General features: G+C 50.4%; 16 protein-coding genes. 8 read left to right on the forward strand and 8 right to left on the reverse strand.

The window, feature by feature from the left end:
• Position 1 precedes the first annotated feature (1 nt).
• The 7 genes from D5067_RS08380 (at position 2) to ugd (ending at position 8,644) form a co-directional block, all read left to right on the forward strand.
• Positions 2–1,033, forward strand: coding sequence for a glycosyltransferase family 4 protein (locus tag D5067_RS08380; RefSeq protein WP_119938546.1), 1,032 nt, complete (start codon positions 2–4; stop codon positions 1,031–1,033).
• Positions 1,030–2,112 (forward strand): glycosyltransferase family 4 protein, encoded by a 1,083-nt coding sequence (locus D5067_RS08385; RefSeq protein ID WP_119938547.1) that lies wholly within the window; start codon positions 1,030–1,032, stop codon positions 2,110–2,112. The genes D5067_RS08380 and D5067_RS08385 overlap by 4 nt, the downstream gene beginning before the upstream one ends.
• Positions 2,113–2,120: 8 nt before the next feature.
• Positions 2,121–2,891, forward strand: coding sequence for a glycosyltransferase family protein (locus D5067_RS08390; RefSeq protein ID WP_162844801.1), 771 nt, complete (start codon positions 2,121–2,123; stop codon positions 2,889–2,891).
• Positions 2,888–4,273 carry a mannose-1-phosphate guanylyltransferase/mannose-6-phosphate isomerase gene (locus D5067_RS08395; protein ID WP_119938548.1) on the forward strand — a complete coding sequence of 462 codons (1,386 nt, stop codon included), beginning with the start codon at positions 2,888–2,890 and terminating at the stop codon, positions 4,271–4,273. The genes D5067_RS08390 and D5067_RS08395 overlap by 4 nt, the downstream gene beginning before the upstream one ends.
• Before the next feature lie 8 nt (positions 4,274–4,281).
• Positions 4,282–5,652: a colanic acid biosynthesis phosphomannomutase CpsG gene (cpsG, locus tag D5067_RS08400; RefSeq protein WP_243544825.1), complete on the forward strand. Its 1,371-nt coding sequence runs from the start codon at positions 4,282–4,284 to the stop codon at positions 5,650–5,652.
• 165 nt (positions 5,653–5,817) lie between these two features.
• Positions 5,818–7,224: an NADP-dependent phosphogluconate dehydrogenase gene (gene gnd, locus D5067_RS08405; RefSeq protein ID WP_119938327.1), complete on the forward strand. Its 1,407-nt coding sequence runs from the start codon at positions 5,818–5,820 to the stop codon at positions 7,222–7,224.
• A gap of 253 nt (positions 7,225–7,477) precedes the next feature.
• Positions 7,478–8,644 carry a UDP-glucose 6-dehydrogenase gene (gene ugd, locus D5067_RS08410; RefSeq protein ID WP_119938328.1) on the forward strand — a complete coding sequence of 389 codons (1,167 nt, stop codon included), beginning with the start codon at positions 7,478–7,480 and terminating at the stop codon, positions 8,642–8,644.
• A 51-nt stretch (positions 8,645–8,695) separates the two neighbouring features.
• Here ugd and D5067_RS08415 read toward each other — a convergent pair whose 3' ends face one another.
• Entirely contained in the window at positions 8,696–9,700 is a 1,005-nt protein-coding gene (locus tag D5067_RS08415; RefSeq protein WP_119938329.1) for an NAD-dependent epimerase, read from the reverse strand.
• A gap of 189 nt (positions 9,701–9,889) precedes the next feature.
• Here D5067_RS08415 and wzzB point away from each other — a divergent pair, with 189 nt between their 5' ends.
• Complete coding sequence (gene wzzB, locus D5067_RS08420; RefSeq protein ID WP_119938330.1) at positions 9,890–10,870, forward strand: LPS O-antigen chain length determinant protein WzzB; 981 nt, start codon at positions 9,890–9,892, stop codon at positions 10,868–10,870.
• Positions 10,871–10,909: 39 nt separating this feature from the next.
• Here wzzB and hisIE read toward each other — a convergent pair whose 3' ends face one another.
• From hisIE to hisD, 7 genes are read right to left on the reverse strand one after another with little or no spacing between them, the layout of a single operon-like run.
• Entirely contained in the window at positions 10,910–11,521 is a 612-nt protein-coding gene (gene hisIE / locus D5067_RS08425) for a bifunctional phosphoribosyl-AMP cyclohydrolase/phosphoribosyl-ATP diphosphatase HisIE (protein WP_119938331.1), read from the reverse strand.
• Positions 11,515–12,291 carry an imidazole glycerol phosphate synthase subunit HisF gene (gene hisF, locus D5067_RS08430; RefSeq protein WP_119938332.1) on the reverse strand — a complete coding sequence of 259 codons (777 nt, stop codon included), beginning with the start codon at positions 12,289–12,291 and terminating at the stop codon, positions 11,515–11,517. The genes hisIE and hisF overlap by 7 nt, the downstream gene beginning before the upstream one ends.
• Entirely contained in the window at positions 12,273–13,010 is a 738-nt protein-coding gene (gene hisA, locus D5067_RS08435) for a 1-(5-phosphoribosyl)-5-[(5-phosphoribosylamino)methylideneamino]imidazole-4-carboxamide isomerase (RefSeq protein ID WP_119938333.1), read from the reverse strand. The genes hisF and hisA overlap by 19 nt, the downstream gene beginning before the upstream one ends.
• Positions 13,010–13,600: an imidazole glycerol phosphate synthase subunit HisH gene (gene hisH, locus D5067_RS08440; protein WP_119938334.1), complete on the reverse strand. Its 591-nt coding sequence runs from the start codon at positions 13,598–13,600 to the stop codon at positions 13,010–13,012. Before hisH ends, hisA begins: the two co-directional genes overlap by 1 nt.
• Positions 13,600–14,667, reverse strand: coding sequence for a bifunctional histidinol-phosphatase/imidazoleglycerol-phosphate dehydratase HisB (hisB, locus tag D5067_RS08445; protein ID WP_119938335.1), 1,068 nt, complete (start codon positions 14,665–14,667; stop codon positions 13,600–13,602). Before hisB ends, hisH begins: the two co-directional genes overlap by 1 nt.
• Complete coding sequence (gene hisC, locus D5067_RS08450; protein WP_119938336.1) at positions 14,664–15,725, reverse strand: histidinol-phosphate transaminase; 1,062 nt, start codon at positions 15,723–15,725, stop codon at positions 14,664–14,666. The genes hisB and hisC overlap by 4 nt, the downstream gene beginning before the upstream one ends.
• Positions 15,722–17,026, reverse strand: coding sequence for a histidinol dehydrogenase (gene hisD, locus D5067_RS08455; protein WP_119938337.1), 1,305 nt, complete (start codon positions 17,024–17,026; stop codon positions 15,722–15,724). Before hisD ends, hisC begins: the two co-directional genes overlap by 4 nt.
• Positions 17,027–17,029: the final 3 nt, after the last annotated feature.

The following is a 17,029-nucleotide window of genomic DNA, read 5'->3' on the forward strand; positions in this document are numbered from 1 at the left end:
TATGAAAATTCTTCTTGACTGCAGATTAATCAGCAACCGTCCCACTGGTATTTCAAGATACACAGAGAAAATGTTGGGCTATTATATTGAGAAATATGGTGTTGAAAATATCTGCGCACTAGTTAATGAATATAGTGATAAAATACAATGCAAACAAATCATTACTAGACTAAAACCATTTAATTTTGCGCATTGGTTAATTTTCCCATTGTGGTTAAAAAAACAAAGTTACAGTTGGATAATCAGTTTTCATTATTCAGGTTTGGCATACTCTCTAAAAAGTACCAAGTCTGTAATTACAGTGCACGATCTTATGTTTGAGTTAGTGCCTAATTTTTTCAATACCACTCTGAAAAAGCTTGTTGGTAAAATATATTATCGCATAATTGTTAAACAAAGCATTAAGAACTCAAATTTAACAATAAGTGTTTCTGAAACGACTCACGATGATATATTGCGGCTGTACAAATTCAAATCAAAAATAAGCGGGGAGGGGGTTTTTCTTCAGGCTGAATGTGATGCTAATATTTTAGCTAAACATAACTTAGTTTCGAAAGATTATTTCCTGTACATAGGAAATAATAGGCCACATAAAAACATTGATTTTCTGAAAAGTTGTTTTCAAGAATACAAAGCTTTATATAACAATGATACAAAGTTAGTATTAGTAGGCCATGCAGGTCAAAGTAAAAATGATATAATCTACACCGGGATATTGTCGGATGAGGAAATCGTTGGCTTGTATAAAAATGCAAAAGCATTTGTTTTCCCATCTAAATATGAAGGTTTTGGTTTGCCTATATTGGAGGCATTAGATAATAGATGCCCAGTCATAGCATCGGATATAGCTGCCTTCCGGGAGTTTTCAAACAATAATATAAGTTATTTCAAATTAAAAGATAAGGAGAAATTAATTGAATTATTTTCCTGTGATCATAAGTTTGATGATGCTGAGGCCCAGAAAATAATTAAGAAATATAGTTGGCCGCAGACTTATAAAAATTTAGATAATATTTTTGGTGATCTTATATGAAAGATTTGATTATCGTTCATGATTTCGATGGAAGACCGTATTTTAAAGCACTTGAAAAAAACTTCCGTTGCAAATTTGTCAATAGTAGACCGATTAGATTCCTTTTACGTGATATTATTAAAAAAAGGAGAATCACCAAAGATACAGTTGACTCACTATTATTTTTACTTTTCTTACCCTTTCATAAAGATAAAATTATAATTTTGGGTATGGCACCTTTTAATTTTAGATTATTCATCTATGGTTTACTTTGTCATCGCAATAAAGTTCTCTTACATTCTTCTTGGCATCTATGGATGGGGAAAACACCATTTTCATATGTAGAGTTTGTAAATAATTTTTTAAAAAAAATTTGGCATTTTTATCTTCGCCGTTTTGATAAGATAATTGCTGTAACCGCAGCAACTAAGAAGTCTATTTTGGATTTTTCGTATCCACTGTCATTAAATGTTGATGTTGTTCCGCACGTTGTTGATATTGAACCAATTTCTAAGTCTGATTTAGATAATAAGTGGAATACAAATAAAATTGAAGCGTTATTCGTAGGTAGATTAACCGCTGAAAAAGGCATTAAAGACATAATAGCTCTTTCAGATAAAATGCAAACGTCGCCCCTTAAAGATTTTCATATCACAATTGCAGGTAAGGGAAATCTTGTGAGTGAAGTGGTTGACGCTAGTAGAAATATTCCAGAGTTATATTATGCAGGTTATATCAATTCTCGAGAGAAACTTAGGGACCTTATGAGACAATCCCAGTTTTTTTTACTGCCCTCCAAAAAAATAAAAGGCTGGGAAGAGTTGTTTGGCTTAGTGATTGTTGAAGCCATGAGTCAAGGATGTGTTGTAATAGCCTCCAATCATATAGGGCCTGAAGAAATCATTGATGAAAACATTGATGGTATCCTTTGTGAAGAAAATGCCTTTGTAGATGTTACATTAAAAACGTTTAATCAATTTCATCTGGATAATGAATTTTATAGAGAGATTTCAGCTCGTGCACTTCATAAAAGCCAAAAGTATAATATGAAAAATATTTCACAAAAATGGTTGGAACTCTTAAACAATTTAGAAAGTTAAGGCTTTATATGAATGTTTTTATTAGTGTTGTTTCACATGGACACGCCGCTATAATTAAAGAGCTAGATTGCTTAGCTTCCCTTTCAACGATTTTTACAGTCGTAATTAAATGCAATAAAGCTGGTGATGCTGAAGCACTTGCTGATTATGCAAATAGCAAAAATATGTATATCATCAATGATGATTTTGGTCTGGGGTTCGGCAAAAACAATAACTATGTCTTTGAATATTGTCGAACCAAACTGAATATGAATAATGACGACTTTTTTATTGTTCTGAACCCAGATGTTAAAATTGAGATAAATGCTATACATAAATTGATCAAGTGGATGGTCGATGAAAATAATAAATTAGCCGCTATTAATTTATTCAAAAACTCTGACATGACAATTTATGATAATTCGGTAAGGAAGTTTCCTGGTTTTATTGATTTCTTGTCATCCTTCATGTTCAAAAAAAATAATGTTTTGTATAATAAAAACCAAATACTTCTCCCTACGGATGTTGATTGGGCTGCAGGCTCTTTTTTAGCATTCAAAGTTAGTCACTATGCATTGCTAAATGGTTTCTCTGACAGATATTTTATGTACTGTGAAGATATTGATATCTGCTATCGCTCACATCTGTATAAGATTCCTGTGAGATATTATCCGGATGTTAAAGCTATTCATTTTGCAAAACACGCTAACAGAAGTATTTTCTCGAAGCATTTTCTCTGGCATGTGACTAGTATTATCAAGTTTCTATTATTTAGATATAACAACAAGGTGCAGAAATGATTATACCAGTAATAATGGCTGGAGGTAGTGGAACTCGTCTGTGGCCTTTATCTCGTTCACTTTTCCCAAAGCAGTTTCTTAACCTGTTTTCACAAGGTAGTTTGATTCAGAATACACTTAATCGGTTAAAAAATCATGATTATGGTCGTCCAATTATTATTACAAATGATGAATACCGTTTTTTGGTGCAAGAACAAATAAAGCATACTAAATACTCAAACTCACTGATTATCTTAGAGCCGGTCGCAAGAAATACTGCGCCTGCAATAGCAATCTCGGCATTCAGTGCTATGAGAAATGGAGAGGATCCTCTTTTACTCATAATGCCTTCAGATCATCTTATTAAAAATGAGATACAATTTTCAGAAATGATCCAAAAGGCACGTTTGTATGCTGAACAGGGTTATTTAGTTACCTTTGGTATCAAACCCACAACTCCAGAAACCGGATATGGATATATAAAATCTAGTGGTAGTGTTGGTGAAGGTGTCTACGAAATAGAGCGATTTGTTGAAAAGCCTAGCCTCGATAAAGCTATAGAATATATTTCCGATAATGATTATAGTTGGAATAGTGGTATTTTTCTTTTCAAAGCTTCCACATTTCTTGAGGAATTAAAAGCATTCCGACCACAAATCTATGATTCTTGTTTGGAATCCGTTAGTCTAGCCTCTACGGACCTTGGTTTTTTAAGAGTTGAGCCAAATAGTTTTACTAATTGCCCCTCTGATTCTATTGATTTTGCGGTAATGGAATTAACAACTAAAGGTCTTGTCATTCCTGTCGATATTGGGTGGAGTGACGTCGGTTCTTGGAGTGCACTGTGGGATGTTAGCAATAAAGATGAGAATAATAATGTCTCGAATGGTGATGTCTATCTAAATGAAACCTCAAATAGTTTAATCTACGCTAAGAATAAATTTGTTGCTTGTGTAGGTGTGGATGACATTATCGCGGTAGATACACCGGATGCTTTATTAATTGTTTCAAAGTCTAAAGTACAAAAGGTGAAGGATATTGTTAATCATCTTGTGATTAACAATAGGACTGAATATCAAAATCATAATGAACAATTTCGCCCCTGGGGCAGTCACGAACTTGTGAGTTCTGGCAGTAAATATAATATTAAGCGCGTTGTTATTAAGCCCGGCCACAGTAGTTCGGAACAAATTCATTATAATAGGGCAGAACATTGGATCGTACTTTCCGGGACAGCTCTTGTAAAGTGTGGTGAGGATGTTAAAACAGTCAAAGAAAATGAATCCACTTTCATTCCAGCAGGAATGAAACATAATTTTTCCAATCCAGGAAAGATTGATTTGGAAATTATAGAAGTACAAACGGGTCCATACCTAGCAGACGACGATATTTATAGGAATTGATTTTCATAATGCAAAAGTTAACCTGTTTTAAAGCCTACGATATTCGCGGCAAGCTGGGCGAAGAGCTGAATGAAGACATTGCGTGGCGCATTGGCCGCGCGTACGGCGAGTATCTGAAGCCAAAAACCATCGTGCTGGGCGGCGACGTGCGTCTGACCAGCGAGTCCCTGAAGCTGGCCCTGGCAAAAGGGCTGCAGGACGCGGGCGTGGACGTGCTGGACATCGGCCTTTCCGGCACCGAAGAGATCTATTTTGCCACCTTCCACCTGGGCGTGGACGGCGGTATCGAAGTGACCGCCAGCCATAACCCGATGGACTACAACGGCATGAAGCTGGTGCGCAAGGGCGCGCGTCCTATCAGCGGCGATACCGGCCTGCGCGACGTGCAGCGCCTGGCGGAAGCCAACGACTTCCCGCCGGTGAACGAGGCGACGCGCGGCAGCTATAAGCAGATCGACCTGCAGAAAGAGTACATCGACCACCTGCTGGGCTACATCAACGTGGCGAACCTGAAGCCGCTGAAGCTGGTGATCAACTCTGGCAACGGCGCGGCGGGCCCGGTGGTGGATGCGCTGGAAGCCCGCTTTAAGGCGCTGAACGTGCCGGTCTCCTTCATCAAGGTGCATAACACCCCGGACGGTAACTTCCCGAACGGTATTCCAAACCCGCTGCTGCCGGAGTGCCGCGACGACACCCGCAACGCGGTGATCGCGCACGGTGCGGATATGGGCATCGCCTTTGACGGCGATTTCGACCGCTGCTTCCTGTTCGACGAGAAAGGCCAGTTCATCGAAGGCTACTACATCGTCGGCCTGCTGGCGGAAGCGTTCCTTGAGAAGAACCCCGGCGCGAAGATCATTCACGACCCGCGTCTCTCCTGGAACACCGTTGACGTGGTCAGCGCCGCGGGCGGCGAGCCGGTGATGTCTAAAACCGGTCACGCGTTTATTAAAGAGCGTATGCGCGAAGAAGACGCCATCTACGGCGGCGAGATGAGCGCCCACCACTACTTCCGCGACTTTGCCTACTGCGACAGCGGGATGATCCCGTGGCTGCTGGTGACCGAGCTGCTGTGCCTGAAAGGCCAGACGCTGGGTGAGCTGGTGCGCGACCGCATGGCGGCCTTCCCGGCGAGCGGGGAGATTAACAGCAAGCTGGCGCAGCCTGCCGAGGCCATTGCCCGCGTGGAGCATCACTTCGCGATCCACGCCCTGGAAATCGACCGCACGGACGGCATCAGCATGTCGTTCCCACAGTGGCGCTTTAACCTGCGCTCCTCCAATACCGAGCCGGTGGTGCGCCTGAACGTGGAATCCCGCGCCGATACCGCGCTGATGCAAGAAAAGACTCAGGAAATCCTTGATCTGCTTAGAAAGTGATAGTCTACGTCGGCATTTTTGCGAGACATGAATGTAGCATGAGTATGCAATAGGTGTGACATAGAGCAGCAAAAGCTATTCATATCCTCCGATCCTGAGTTAACATCAGAAAAACATATCAAGCCGCGCATTAGCCGCGGTGACCACACCTGACAGGAGTATGTAATGTCCAAGCAACAGATCGGCGTTGTCGGTATGGCAGTGATGGGGCGCAACCTGGCGCTCAACATCGAAAGCCGCGGTTATACCGTCTCCGTTTTCAACCGTTCCCGTGAAAAAACCGAAGAAGTGATTGCCGAGAACCCAGGCAAGAAACTGGTTCCTTTCTATACGGTTCAAGAGTTTGTTGAGTCCCTGGAAACGCCTCGTCGTATCCTGTTAATGGTGAAAGCGGGCGCAGGTACCGATGCAGCCATCGACTCCCTGAAGCCTTATCTCGATAAAGGCGACATTATCATTGATGGTGGTAACACCTTCTATCACGACACCATTCGTCGTAACCGTGAACTGTCTGCTGAAGGCTTTAACTTCATCGGTACCGGCGTATCCGGTGGTGAAGAGGGTGCACTGAAAGGTCCTTCTATCATGCCTGGCGGCCAGAAAGAAGCGTACGAACTGGTCGCTCCTATCCTGACTAAAATTGCAGCCGTTGCTGAAGACGGCGAGCCGTGCGTGACCTATATCGGTGCAGATGGTGCGGGCCACTATGTGAAGATGGTTCACAACGGCATCGAATACGGCGATATGCAGCTGATTGCCGAAGCCTACTCCCTGCTGAAAGGCGGCCTGAACCTCTCCAACGAAGAGCTTGCTGAGACCTTCACCGAGTGGAATAAAGGCGAGCTGAACAGCTACCTGATCGACATCACCAAAGATATCTTCACCAAGAAAGATGAAGACGGTAAATACCTGGTTGATGTGATTCTTGATGAAGCGGCGAACAAGGGCACCGGTAAATGGACCAGCCAGAGCTCTCTGGATCTGGGTGAGCCGCTGTCTCTGATCACTGAATCCGTATTCGCACGTTATATCTCCTCTCTGAAAGAGCAGCGCGTTGCCGCTTCGAAAGTGCTGTCCGGTCCTCAGGCCAAACCAGCCGGCGATAAGGCTGAATTCGTTGAGAAAGTTCGTCGTGCTCTGTACCTGGGTAAAATCGTCTCTTACGCACAGGGCTTCTCACAGCTGCGTGCCGCTTCAGACGAAAATAACTGGGATCTGAACTACGGCGAAATCGCGAAGATCTTCCGTGCTGGCTGCATCATTCGCGCCCAGTTCCTGCAAAAAATCACCGATGCCTACGCTGAAAATGCTGGCATCGCTAACCTGCTGCTTGCGCCGTACTTCAAGAAAATTGCGGACGAGTACCAGCAGGCGCTGCGTGACGTAGTGGCCTACGCTGTTCAGAACGGTATTCCGGTTCCTACCTTCTCTGCTGCAGTAGCGTACTACGACAGCTACCGTGCTGCCGTTCTGCCTGCAAACCTGATTCAGGCGCAGCGTGACTACTTCGGCGCGCATACCTACAAGCGTACTGATAAAGAGGGTGTGTTCCACACCGAATGGCTGGATTAATCTGATTTAACTCAGCCAGATATTAAAGCCCGGTGATGCTCACCGGGCTTTTTTTATCACGTATAAGCCCATCTGGACTTGCTTTGTCCAGTGAGTGCCATTCAACACCGCATAAACCACTGCATTAACTCGATTCCGCAGCCAGGCATTCGCCTTGACAGCCGCTCAACTTAAGAGGTAAAAACCTCAACAGTTGTTTATTGCGGTGGTGTGTATACGCCTCCAGAAACCTAAACTTGTAGAAGTTGAACGAATGAAAATAACAATCTCCGGAACAGGCTACGTAGGCCTGTCAAACGGTATCCTGATTGCGCAAAACCATGAAGTGGTTGCACTGGATATCGTTCAGTCAAAAGTAGACATGCTTAACCAGAAGCAATCTCCAATCGCTGATAAAGAGATCGAAGAGTATCTGTCTAACAAGCCTCTGAACTTCCGCGCGACGACTGATAAAGAAGATGCCTATCGTGATGCAGATTTCGTTATCATCGCCACCCCTACTGATTACGACCCTAAAACCAACTACTTCAACACCTCAACCGTAGAAGCGGTGATCAAAGACGTTGTTGCAATTAACCCTAATGCGGTAATGATCATCAAGTCGACCATTCCGGTCGGTTTCACCAAATCCATCAAAGAAGAGTTGGGTATTGATAATGTCTTCTTCTCGCCGGAGTTCCTGCGCGAGGGCAGGGCGTTATACGATAACCTGCACCCGTCCCGTATCGTTATTGGTGAGCGTTCTGAACGTGCCGAACGTTTTGCCGCGCTTCTTCAGGAAGGCGCAATCAAGAAAGATATCCCGGTGCTGTTTACTGACTCCACTGAAGCGGAGGCCATTAAGCTTTTCGCCAATACCTATCTTGCAATGCGCGTTGCCTATTTCAACGAGCTGGACAGCTATGCAGAGAGTCTGGGCCTGAACACCCGCCAGATCATCGAAGGCGTATGCCTCGATCCGCGTATCGGCAACCATTACAACAATCCGTCGTTTGGCTACGGCGGCTATTGCCTGCCAAAAGATACCAAGCAGCTGCTGGCAAACTATCAGGCCGTGCCAAACAACCTGATTTCGGCGATTGTGGATGCCAACCGCACGCGTAAAGACTTCATCTCAGATTCCATTCTGGCGCGTCAGCCGAAGGTGGTGGGTGTCTATCGTCTGATCATGAAGAGCGGGTCTGATAACTTCCGCGCCTCTTCCATTCAGGGGATCATGAAGCGTATTAAGGCTAAAGGCGTGCAGGTCATTATCTATGAACCGGCAATGCAGGAAGACGAGTTCTTCCACTCTCGCGTCGTTCGCGATCTGGATGCCTTCAAGAAAGAAGCGGATGTGATTATCTCGAACCGTATGGCCGAAGAGCTGGCGGACGTTGAGGCTAAAGTCTATACCCGCGATCTGTTTGGTAGCGACTGATTCTCAAATGAGCGTCAATAAAAAACCCGGCGAGTTGCCGGGTTTTTTGTTTTAAACCTTATAGAAATTGCGGTACCAGTCTACAAAGTTCTTGACCCCGTCTTTGACTGAGGTCTGAGGTTTGAATCCGATGACGTCATAAAGCGCTTGGGTATCTGCGCTGGTTTCCAGCACATCGCCCGGCTGGATAGGCATCATGTTTTTCTCTGCCTCTTTCCCGAGCGCCTCTTCCAGAGCGGTAATGTAATCCATCAGTTCTACAGGGGAACTGTTACCGATGTTGTAAACGCGATACGGCGCGGAGCTGGTGGCAGGTGAGCCTGTCTCAACGGTCCAGTCCGCATCGGCCTGAGGAATAACATCCTGAAGGCGAATGATTGCCTCAGCGATATCATCGATATAGGTGAAGTCACGCTTCATCTTGCCGTAGTTGTAGACGTCGATGCTCTTGCCTTCAATCATGGCCTTGGTGAACTTGAACAGCGCCATGTCCGGGCGTCCCCACGGACCGTATACCGTAAAGAAGCGCAGGCCGGTTGTAGGCAGATTGTAGAGATGTGAGTACGTGTGCGACATCAGCTCATTGGCTTTTTTGGTCGCCGCATACAGTGATACCGGATGGTCTACGGAGTCGTCAGTAGAGAACGGCATCTTGCGGTTAAGACCGTACACCGAGCTGGAGGAGGCATACAGCAGGTGCTGAACCTTGTTATGACGGCAGCCTTCCAGCACGTTGAGATGCCCGATAAGGTTAGCTTCCGCATAGGCGTGCGGATTGTCCAGCGAGTAACGTACGCCTGCCTGTGCGGCAAGATGAATGACGCGATCAAATTTCTCTTTGGCAAACAGCTCCGCCATGCCGGTGCGATCGGCCAGGTCCAGCTTATGGAAGGTAAAATTGCTGGATGACAGGAGGTCGAGGCGCGCTTGTTTAAGGCTAACGTCATAGTAGTCGTTCAGATTATCGATGCCGACAACAGAGTATCCTGCATCCAGTAACCGCTTGCTGACATGTGCGCCGATAAATCCCGCTGCGCCCGTAACCAGAAATTTCATAACTTCCCTCATACGCCATTCACATTTATGCACTTTGCATCACAATGGTGCCTATGATAGCGCGGCGGGCAGAAGTTACATAACCCATCTTTACGATATAACTCATCGGATTCCTATAGAAAAATCTGCAGCAACAGATACACTATGCAAACATCATTTTTTTTGCCCTTTATTTCTGTTAGGGATTGTATGACGCAGAACAACAATGACCTGGTCACTCGAAGCAATGACCCGGAGCAAATTGATTTACTTGATTTAGTGCTGCAGCTGTGGCGTGGGAAGTGGGTAATAGGGGCGTTTGTTGCTATTTTTATCGTATTAGCTGGCATATATATCACGGTTGCCAAAGAGAAATGGACGTCCTCGGCGATCATTGCCCAACCTGACGCAGCGCAAATCGCAACTTACTCCAACGCGCTCAATATCCTCTATGGAGGGGCTGCGCCATCTATGCTCGACATTCAAACTCGCGTGATTGGTCGTTTTAATTCATCTTTTTCGGCGCTAGCCCAGGCGCTTGAAAATCAGGAAGATCCTGAAAAATTGACCATAGAGCCTGCTGTTAAAGGACAATCATTACCCCTGTCCGTAACTTATCAAGGCGAATCTGCCGAAGCCGCACAAAAGCAGCTCGCACAGTACATCCAGCAGGTTGACGAGCAAACCGCAAAAGAGTTGACCCTCGATCTCAGAGACAACATCAAGCAGCAGATCACCACCCTGAACGACTCCCTGGAAAACCAGGAGAAGGTCTCTCAGGAGCAAAAAGATCTGCGCATCAAACAGATTACTGAGGCGCTTAAAAACGCTGAGGCGGCAAAAATCACCACGCCTCAGATTCAGCAAACCCAGGATGTGACGCAGGAAACCATGTTCCTGCTGGGCAGCGAAGCGCTGAAATCAATGATTGATAACGAAGCGTCTCGTCCGCTGGTTTTCTCTGGCGCTTACTACCAGACGAAACAAAACCTGCTGGACATCCAGAACCTGAACGTGAACCCGGATACCGTTCACGTTTACCGTTACGTGATGAAACCTGATCTTCCAATCCGTCGCGATAGCCCGAAAAAAGCCATTACGCTGATTCTTGCCGTACTGCTGGGCGGGATTATCGGTTCCGGTGTGGTACTGGGCCGTAACGCGCTGCGCAACTACAAGCCAAAAGCCTGATTCGCAGACAAAAAAAGACCGGGTTACCCCGGTCTTTTTTTATTTATGGCGCTTACGTAAATTCTCAATCACCGCCGTTAAATCCAGTTCCTGATCCTGCAGCAGCACCAGCAGGTGGTACATCAGGTCAGACGCCTCGTTAGTCAGCTCGTCCCGGTCATGTACCGTTGCGGCCAGCGCCGTCTCAACGCCTTCTTCACCCACCTTCTGCGCAATGCGCTTGGTTCCGCTGGCGTACAGCTTAGCGGTATACGAACTTTCCGGGTCAGCCGTTTTTCGTTCAGCCAGAAGTTGCTCAAGCTGGTAAAGGAACAGCCACTGGTGGCTCGCTTCGCCAAAGCAGCTGCTGGTGCCCCTATGGCAGGTTGGGCCTATCGGGTTGGCCAGCACCAGCAGGGTATCGTTATCACAGTCCGGCGTAATGCTGACCACGTTCAGGAAATGACCCGAGGTTTCGCCTTTGGTCCACAGGCGCCGTTTGGTGCGCGAGAAAAAGGTGACCTTGCCGCTGTCGAGCGTTTTCGCCAGCGCGTCCTGGTTCATATACCCCAGCATCAGCACTTCGCCGGAAACGGCATGTTGTACAACTACCGGCAGTAATCCGTCAGTTTTTTCCCAGTCCAGCTGCGCCTGTTGTTGCTCTGTTAACATACCCTTATCTCCACGCCCTGGTCTGCCAGGTACGTTTTTAACTCGCCAATATTGATAATCTGCTTGTGAAACACGGAGGCCGCCAGCGCGCCATCCACGTTCGCCTCGCGGAAGGCTTCCAGGAAGTGCTCCATGGTGCCCGCACCGCCGGATGCAATCAGCGGCACGTTGCACACCGCGCGTACTCTCTTCAGCTGCTCCAGGTCGTAGCCGTTACGCACGCCGTCCTGGTTCATCATGTTCAACACAATTTCACCCGCACCGCGCTTCTGCACTTCCTGCACCCAGTCCAGCGTCTCCCACTGGGTCACGCGGGTGCGGCTTTCGTTGCCGGTGTACTGGTTAACGTGGTACTTGCCCGTTGCCTCGTCAAACCAGGTGTCGATGCCGACCACAATACACTGGACGCCGAAACGGTCAGCCAGCCGGGTAATCAGCTCGGGTTCTGCAAGAGCAGGGGAGTTGATGGAAATTTTGTCGGCACCGAAGGAGAGGATTTTGGCCGCGTCGTCCGCGGATTTGATTCCACCCGCCACGCAGAACGGAATATCGATCACTTCTGCCACGCGTGCGACCCAGCTTTTGTCGACCACGCGTCCATCGCTGGAGGCGGTGATATCATAAAACACCAGCTCGTCGGCGCCTTCCTCGGCATAGCGTTTTGCCAGCGGGACGATGTCGCCAATGATCTCATGGTTGCGGAACTGCACGCCTTTCACCACCTGGCCGTCACGTACGTCCAGGCAAGGGATTATCCGTTTTGCCAGCATTGAATCGCCTCCGTCACAGTAAATTTTCCTTCCAGCAGGGCCCGCCCCACAATCACACCCTGAACGCCCGTACCGCACAGCGCGGCAACGTCGTCCAGATCGCCTATGCCGCCTGATGACTGGAAGGCCACCTGCGGATAACGCGCGCAGACCTCGTCATACAGCGAAACGTTAGAGCCAGCCAGCGTACCGTCGCGTGAGATGTCCGTACACAGCACGTGCTTCAGCCCAACGGGGAGATAAATATCGACCAGCGCTTCCAGCGTCACGCCGGAGTTTTCCTGCCAGCCGCTGACGGCAACCTGCTTGTTACCCTGCTCGTCGATGCGCACGTCCAGCGCAAGCACCAGTGCATCTGCGCCGAAGCGGCGGAACCAGCCTTTGACCATATCGGGATCTTTCACGGCGGTAGAGCCGACCACCACGCGCGCCACGCCCGCGTCCAGCAGGGCCGCAACGTCATCTTCCGTACGCACGCCGCCGCCAACCTGCACGGGTACATCCACGCCCGCGACCAGCTTTTTGAGCAGCGGTATCTGTCGTTTTGCCGGATCTTTCGCGCCGGTCAGGTCGACCAGGTGCAGCACCTCAGCGCCCTGCGCCGCGTAGTCCTGCAGGCGCGGCAGCGGGTCGTTACCGTAGTCGCGCTGCTGTCCGTAATCGCCCTGATGGAGACGAACAACCGTACCGTCAATTAAATCTAATGCGGGAATAATCATCACATCTCCAGGAAGTTTTTCAGCAGCTGTGCGCCTGCAGCGCCGGAGCGTTCCGGGTGAAACTGCACGCCGTAGAAGTTATCTTTCTGTACAGCCGCGGTAAACGCCTCGCCGTAGTTGCACTGGGCAATCGTGTCGGCATTTACCGGCATGGCGTAGCTGTGCACGAAGTAAAAGTACGCGCCGTCCTCGATTCCCTGGAACAGCCTGTTGCCCGCCTTGGGGTAGACGCGGTTCCAGCCCATGTGCGGAAGGGGCAGGCCGTGGTCGATCATTTTCGGCACGTCTTCGCCAATAATGCCCAGCAGGTCAACGCCGTTGCTCTCCTCGCTGCGGCGGCCCAGGATCTGCATGCCAAGGCAAATGCCCAGTACCGGCTGGGTACAGGCTTTGATCAGATCGACCAGCTCGCGTTCGCGAATCTGATCCATCGCGGCCTGCGCGGTTCCCACGCCCGGCAGGAACAGTTTGTCTGCGCGCAGCACCACGTCCGGGTCACGGCTGACCAACGGCTCGTAGCCGTGGCGGGCAATCGCCGATTTCACGGAGTTCAGGTTGGCGCATCCGGTATCCAGAATCACCACGTTCATCACAGCACTCCTTTCGACGAGGGCAGCGCGTCGCCTTCAACGCGGATCGCCTGGCGCAGGGTGCGGCCAAAGGCTTTAAACAGGCTCTCCACGCGGTGGTGGTCGTTTTTGCCTTTGGTTTTCAGGTGCAGCGTCAGGCCCATGGTGTAGGAAAGCGAACGGAAGAAGTGCTCCACCATTTCGGTGCTGAGATCCCCTACGCGCTGGTAGGTGAAGTCGGCTTTATATTCCAGGTGTGGACGACCGGAGATGTCCAGCGCGCAGCGCGCCAGGCACTCGTCCATCGGCAGCACAAAGCCAAAGCGGTTGATGCCGCGCTTGTCGCCGAGCGCCAGCTTCAGCGCTTCACCCAGCGCCAGGCCGGTATCTTCTACGGTGTGGTGATCGTCAATATAAAGGTCGCCTTTCACCGCGATTTCCATGCGGAACCCGCCGTGCGTGGAGATCTGGTCAAGCATGTGGTCGAAGAAGCCCACGCCGGTGTGGATCTTGCTGCTGCCTTCGCGGTCCAGCCAGACCTTCACGTCAATCTGCGTCTCTTTGGTGTTGCGCTCGACGTGCGAATAACGGTCGCGTCTGGTCAGCTGCTCGCCAATCTTCGCCCAGCTGAGGTCGCTGCTGCTGTAGCGCAGGCCCGCGATGCCCATGTTTTCGGCGAGGGTGATGTCGGTGGCGCGGTCGCCAATGACGTAGCTGTTGGCTTTATCCAGCGCTTCTTCCGCCAGATAGCGTTCGACCAGCTTCACCTTAGGTTTACGGCAGTCGCACTCGTCGGCCGGCAGGTGCGGGCAAATCAACACCTCATCAAACGTCACGCCCTGCGAGGTGAGGATCTGCATCATCAGGTTATGCGGGCCGTCAAAGTCTGCCTGCGGGAAGCTGCTGGTGCCCAGACCGTCCTGGTTGGTGATCATTACCAGCTTAAAGCCCGCGTTCTGCAGCTTGAGCAGCACCGGGATCACGTCGGGTTCAAAAGCCAGCTTGTCGAAACGATCGACCTGATAATCGGAGGGTGGCTCCGAAATGATGGTGCCGTCACGATCGATAAAGAGGTACTTCTGGCTCATACTTTCTCCGCTTTCAGGGCGTCAATGACGCGCTGGCTCTCTGCACGGGTGCCAATGGTAATGCGCAGGCAGCCGCTTAAGGATGGTTGTTTGTTTTGGTCACGTAAGATAATGCCCTGATCCCATAAAGATTTAAATACAGCGCTTGATGCGGTGAAACGCACCAGAATGTAGTTGGTTTCAGAGTCAAATACCTGCTCCACGCAGGCGATATCCTTCAGGGCGGTGAACAGATACTGACGCTCTTCGAGGATCTGCGCCACGCGCTCGCGCATCGCATTGATGCCCAGCGGGGCCAGCGCCTGAGCGGCAATGTCCGCGACCGGGGTTGAGAGCGGATACGGGGCGATCACTTTCAGCAGCAGGTCTATCACCTCTTTATTCGCCAGCGTAAAGCCGCAGCGCAGGCCTGCAAGGGCGAAGGCTTTTGACAGCGTGCGCAGCACGACAAGGTGCGGATACTCTTCAAGCCAGCCGGCAAGCGTCGCCTGCGGGCAGAACTCAATGTAGGCTTCATCAGCGACGACCAGCGCCTTGCCGCGCGTCAGCTCCAGCAGCGTACGAATGTCCTGCGGGTTGATAATCTGTCCGGTTGGGTTATTCGGGCTGCAGACAAACACCACCTTTACGCCGTCGAGGTTGTCGGCGATGCCCTGCAGATCCAGCTGCCAGTCTTCCAGCGCCTGCACGTTGCGGCATGCCACGCCGAAAGTTTCCGCGCTGACGCTGTACATGCCGTAGGTGGGCTGGCAGTACATTACCGCGTCTTTACCCGGCTCGCAGAAGGCGCGGATCAGCAGCTCAATGCCTTCATCTGCTCCACGGCTGACCAGCACCTGCTCTGTCTTCACGCCCGCGTACCGGGCGTAATTTTCGATTACCGCTTTAGGCTGGCACTCCGGATAGCGGTTCAGCGTCTGCTGCGACAGCTCAAACTGGACGGCTGTCGGAAACTCGTTGGCGTTCAGCCAGACGTCACCGTTGCCGCCAAGACGGCGCGCGGACTGATAGGGCGTCAGGCGACGGACATTTTCACGGGCCAGTTCTTCAATGCTCATGCTTGCTCCTTCAGGGCTGCAACGCGCAGCGTAACGGCGTTTTTGTGGGCGGTCAGACGTTCCGCGGCGGCCAGGGTTTCAATGGTGGACGCCAGTGAGGCAAACCCTTCGCGGGAGAGTTCCTGCACGGTCATGCGCTTCTGGAAGTCGGCCAGCCCGAGGCTTGAACAGGTAGAGGTGTAGCCATAGGTCGGCAGAACGTGGTTAGTGCCTGACGCGTAATCGCCCGCGGACTCCGGGGACCAGTCGCCCAGAAACACCGAGCCTGCGCTGGTGATGCTGTCCACCAGGTCACGCGCGCTGCGGGTCTGAATAATCAGGTGCTCCGGCCCGTACTGGTTGGAGATTGCAATACACTGCTCCAGGTCGCGCGCCACAATCAGGCGGCTGGCGGACAGCGCCTGGCGTGCGGTTTCGGCACGCGGCAGGTCGGCAAGCTGGCGCTCGACCGCTTCGCCTACGCGCTTCGCCATCTCCGCGTCCGGCGTCAGCAAAATCACCTGTGAGTCCGGCCCGTGTTCGGCCTGAGATAGCAGGTCGGAGGCCACAAAGTCCGGCGTTGCGCCGCTGTCTGCGATCACCAGCACTTCTGACGGCCCGGCGGGCATATCGATGGCCGCGCCGTCCAGACGCTGGCTAACCTGACGTTTGGCTTCGGTCACGTACGCATTGCCCGGGCCGAAAATTTTGTCGACCTTAGGGATGGATTCGGTGCCAAACGCCAGGGCGGAAATCGCCTGCGCGCCGCCCACGTTGTACACCTCCTGCACGCCGCAGAGTTTTGCCGCATACAGAATTTCATCGGCAATCGGCGGCGGGGAGCACAGCACCACTTTCCGGCAGCCGGCGATGCGCGCCGGGGTCGCCAGCATCAGAACCGTGGAGAACAGCGGGGCAGAACCGCCGGGGATATAGAGGCCGACGGAAGCCACCGGGCGCGTCACCTGCTGGCAGCGCACGCCGGGCAGCGTTTCCACATCGACCGTTTGCAACGTCTGCGCGGTGTGGAAGGTATCAATGTTTTTCACCGCGACGGCCATCGCCTGCTTGATCTCATCGCCGAGACGGTTTTCCGCTGCCGCGATTTCCTCTTCGGTGACCCTTAACGCGCCAACCTCGGTTTTATCAAACTTCGCGCTGTACTCGCGCAGCGCGTCGTCGCCGCGAGCTTTGACGTTATTGAGGATCTCAGCCACGGTGCGGGTGATGCTCTCTGAGGCGGAAATTGCCGGGCGCATCAGCAGCTCACGCTGCTGCGCGTCATTACAGGTATTCCAGTTGATGATTGTGTTAAAGCTCATGGC

It is taken from the genome of Enterobacter huaxiensis, from assembly GCF_003594935.2.
Classification (GTDB): domain Bacteria; phylum Pseudomonadota; class Gammaproteobacteria; order Enterobacterales; family Enterobacteriaceae; genus Enterobacter; species Enterobacter huaxiensis.

Excerpts from the sequence above, each read along its gene's own strand:
- D5067_RS08380 (WP_119938546.1), top strand. The coding sequence starts at position 2 with ATGAAAATTCTTCTTGACTGCAGATTAATCAGCAACCGTCCCACTGGT.
- D5067_RS08385 (WP_119938547.1), top strand. The coding sequence starts at position 1,030 with ATGAAAGATTTGATTATCGTTCATGATTTCGATGGAAGACCGTATTTT.
- D5067_RS08390 (WP_162844801.1), top strand. The coding sequence starts at position 2,121 with ATGAATGTTTTTATTAGTGTTGTTTCACATGGACACGCCGCTATAATT.
- D5067_RS08395 (WP_119938548.1), top strand. The coding sequence starts at position 2,888 with ATGATTATACCAGTAATAATGGCTGGAGGTAGTGGAACTCGTCTGTGG.
- cpsG (WP_243544825.1), top strand. The coding sequence starts at position 4,282 with ATGCAAAAGTTAACCTGTTTTAAAGCCTACGATATTCGCGGCAAGCTG.
- gnd (WP_119938327.1), top strand. The coding sequence starts at position 5,818 with ATGTCCAAGCAACAGATCGGCGTTGTCGGTATGGCAGTGATGGGGCGC.
- ugd (WP_119938328.1), top strand. The coding sequence starts at position 7,478 with ATGAAAATAACAATCTCCGGAACAGGCTACGTAGGCCTGTCAAACGGT.
- D5067_RS08415 (WP_119938329.1), bottom strand. The coding sequence starts at position 9,700 with ATGAAATTTCTGGTTACGGGCGCAGCGGGATTTATCGGCGCACATGTC.
- wzzB (WP_119938330.1), top strand. The coding sequence starts at position 9,890 with ATGACGCAGAACAACAATGACCTGGTCACTCGAAGCAATGACCCGGAG.
- hisIE (WP_119938331.1), bottom strand. The coding sequence starts at position 11,521 with ATGTTAACAGAGCAACAACAGGCGCAGCTGGACTGGGAAAAAACTGAC.
- hisF (WP_119938332.1), bottom strand. The coding sequence starts at position 12,291 with ATGCTGGCAAAACGGATAATCCCTTGCCTGGACGTACGTGACGGCCAG.
- hisA (WP_119938333.1), bottom strand. The coding sequence starts at position 13,010 with ATGATTATTCCCGCATTAGATTTAATTGACGGTACGGTTGTTCGTCTC.
- hisH (WP_119938334.1), bottom strand. The coding sequence starts at position 13,600 with ATGAACGTGGTGATTCTGGATACCGGATGCGCCAACCTGAACTCCGTG.
- hisB (WP_119938335.1), bottom strand. The coding sequence starts at position 14,667 with ATGAGCCAGAAGTACCTCTTTATCGATCGTGACGGCACCATCATTTCG.
- hisC (WP_119938336.1), bottom strand. The coding sequence starts at position 15,725 with ATGAGCATTGAAGAACTGGCCCGTGAAAATGTCCGTCGCCTGACGCCC.
- hisD (WP_119938337.1), bottom strand. The coding sequence starts at position 17,026 with ATGAGCTTTAACACAATCATCAACTGGAATACCTGTAATGACGCGCAG.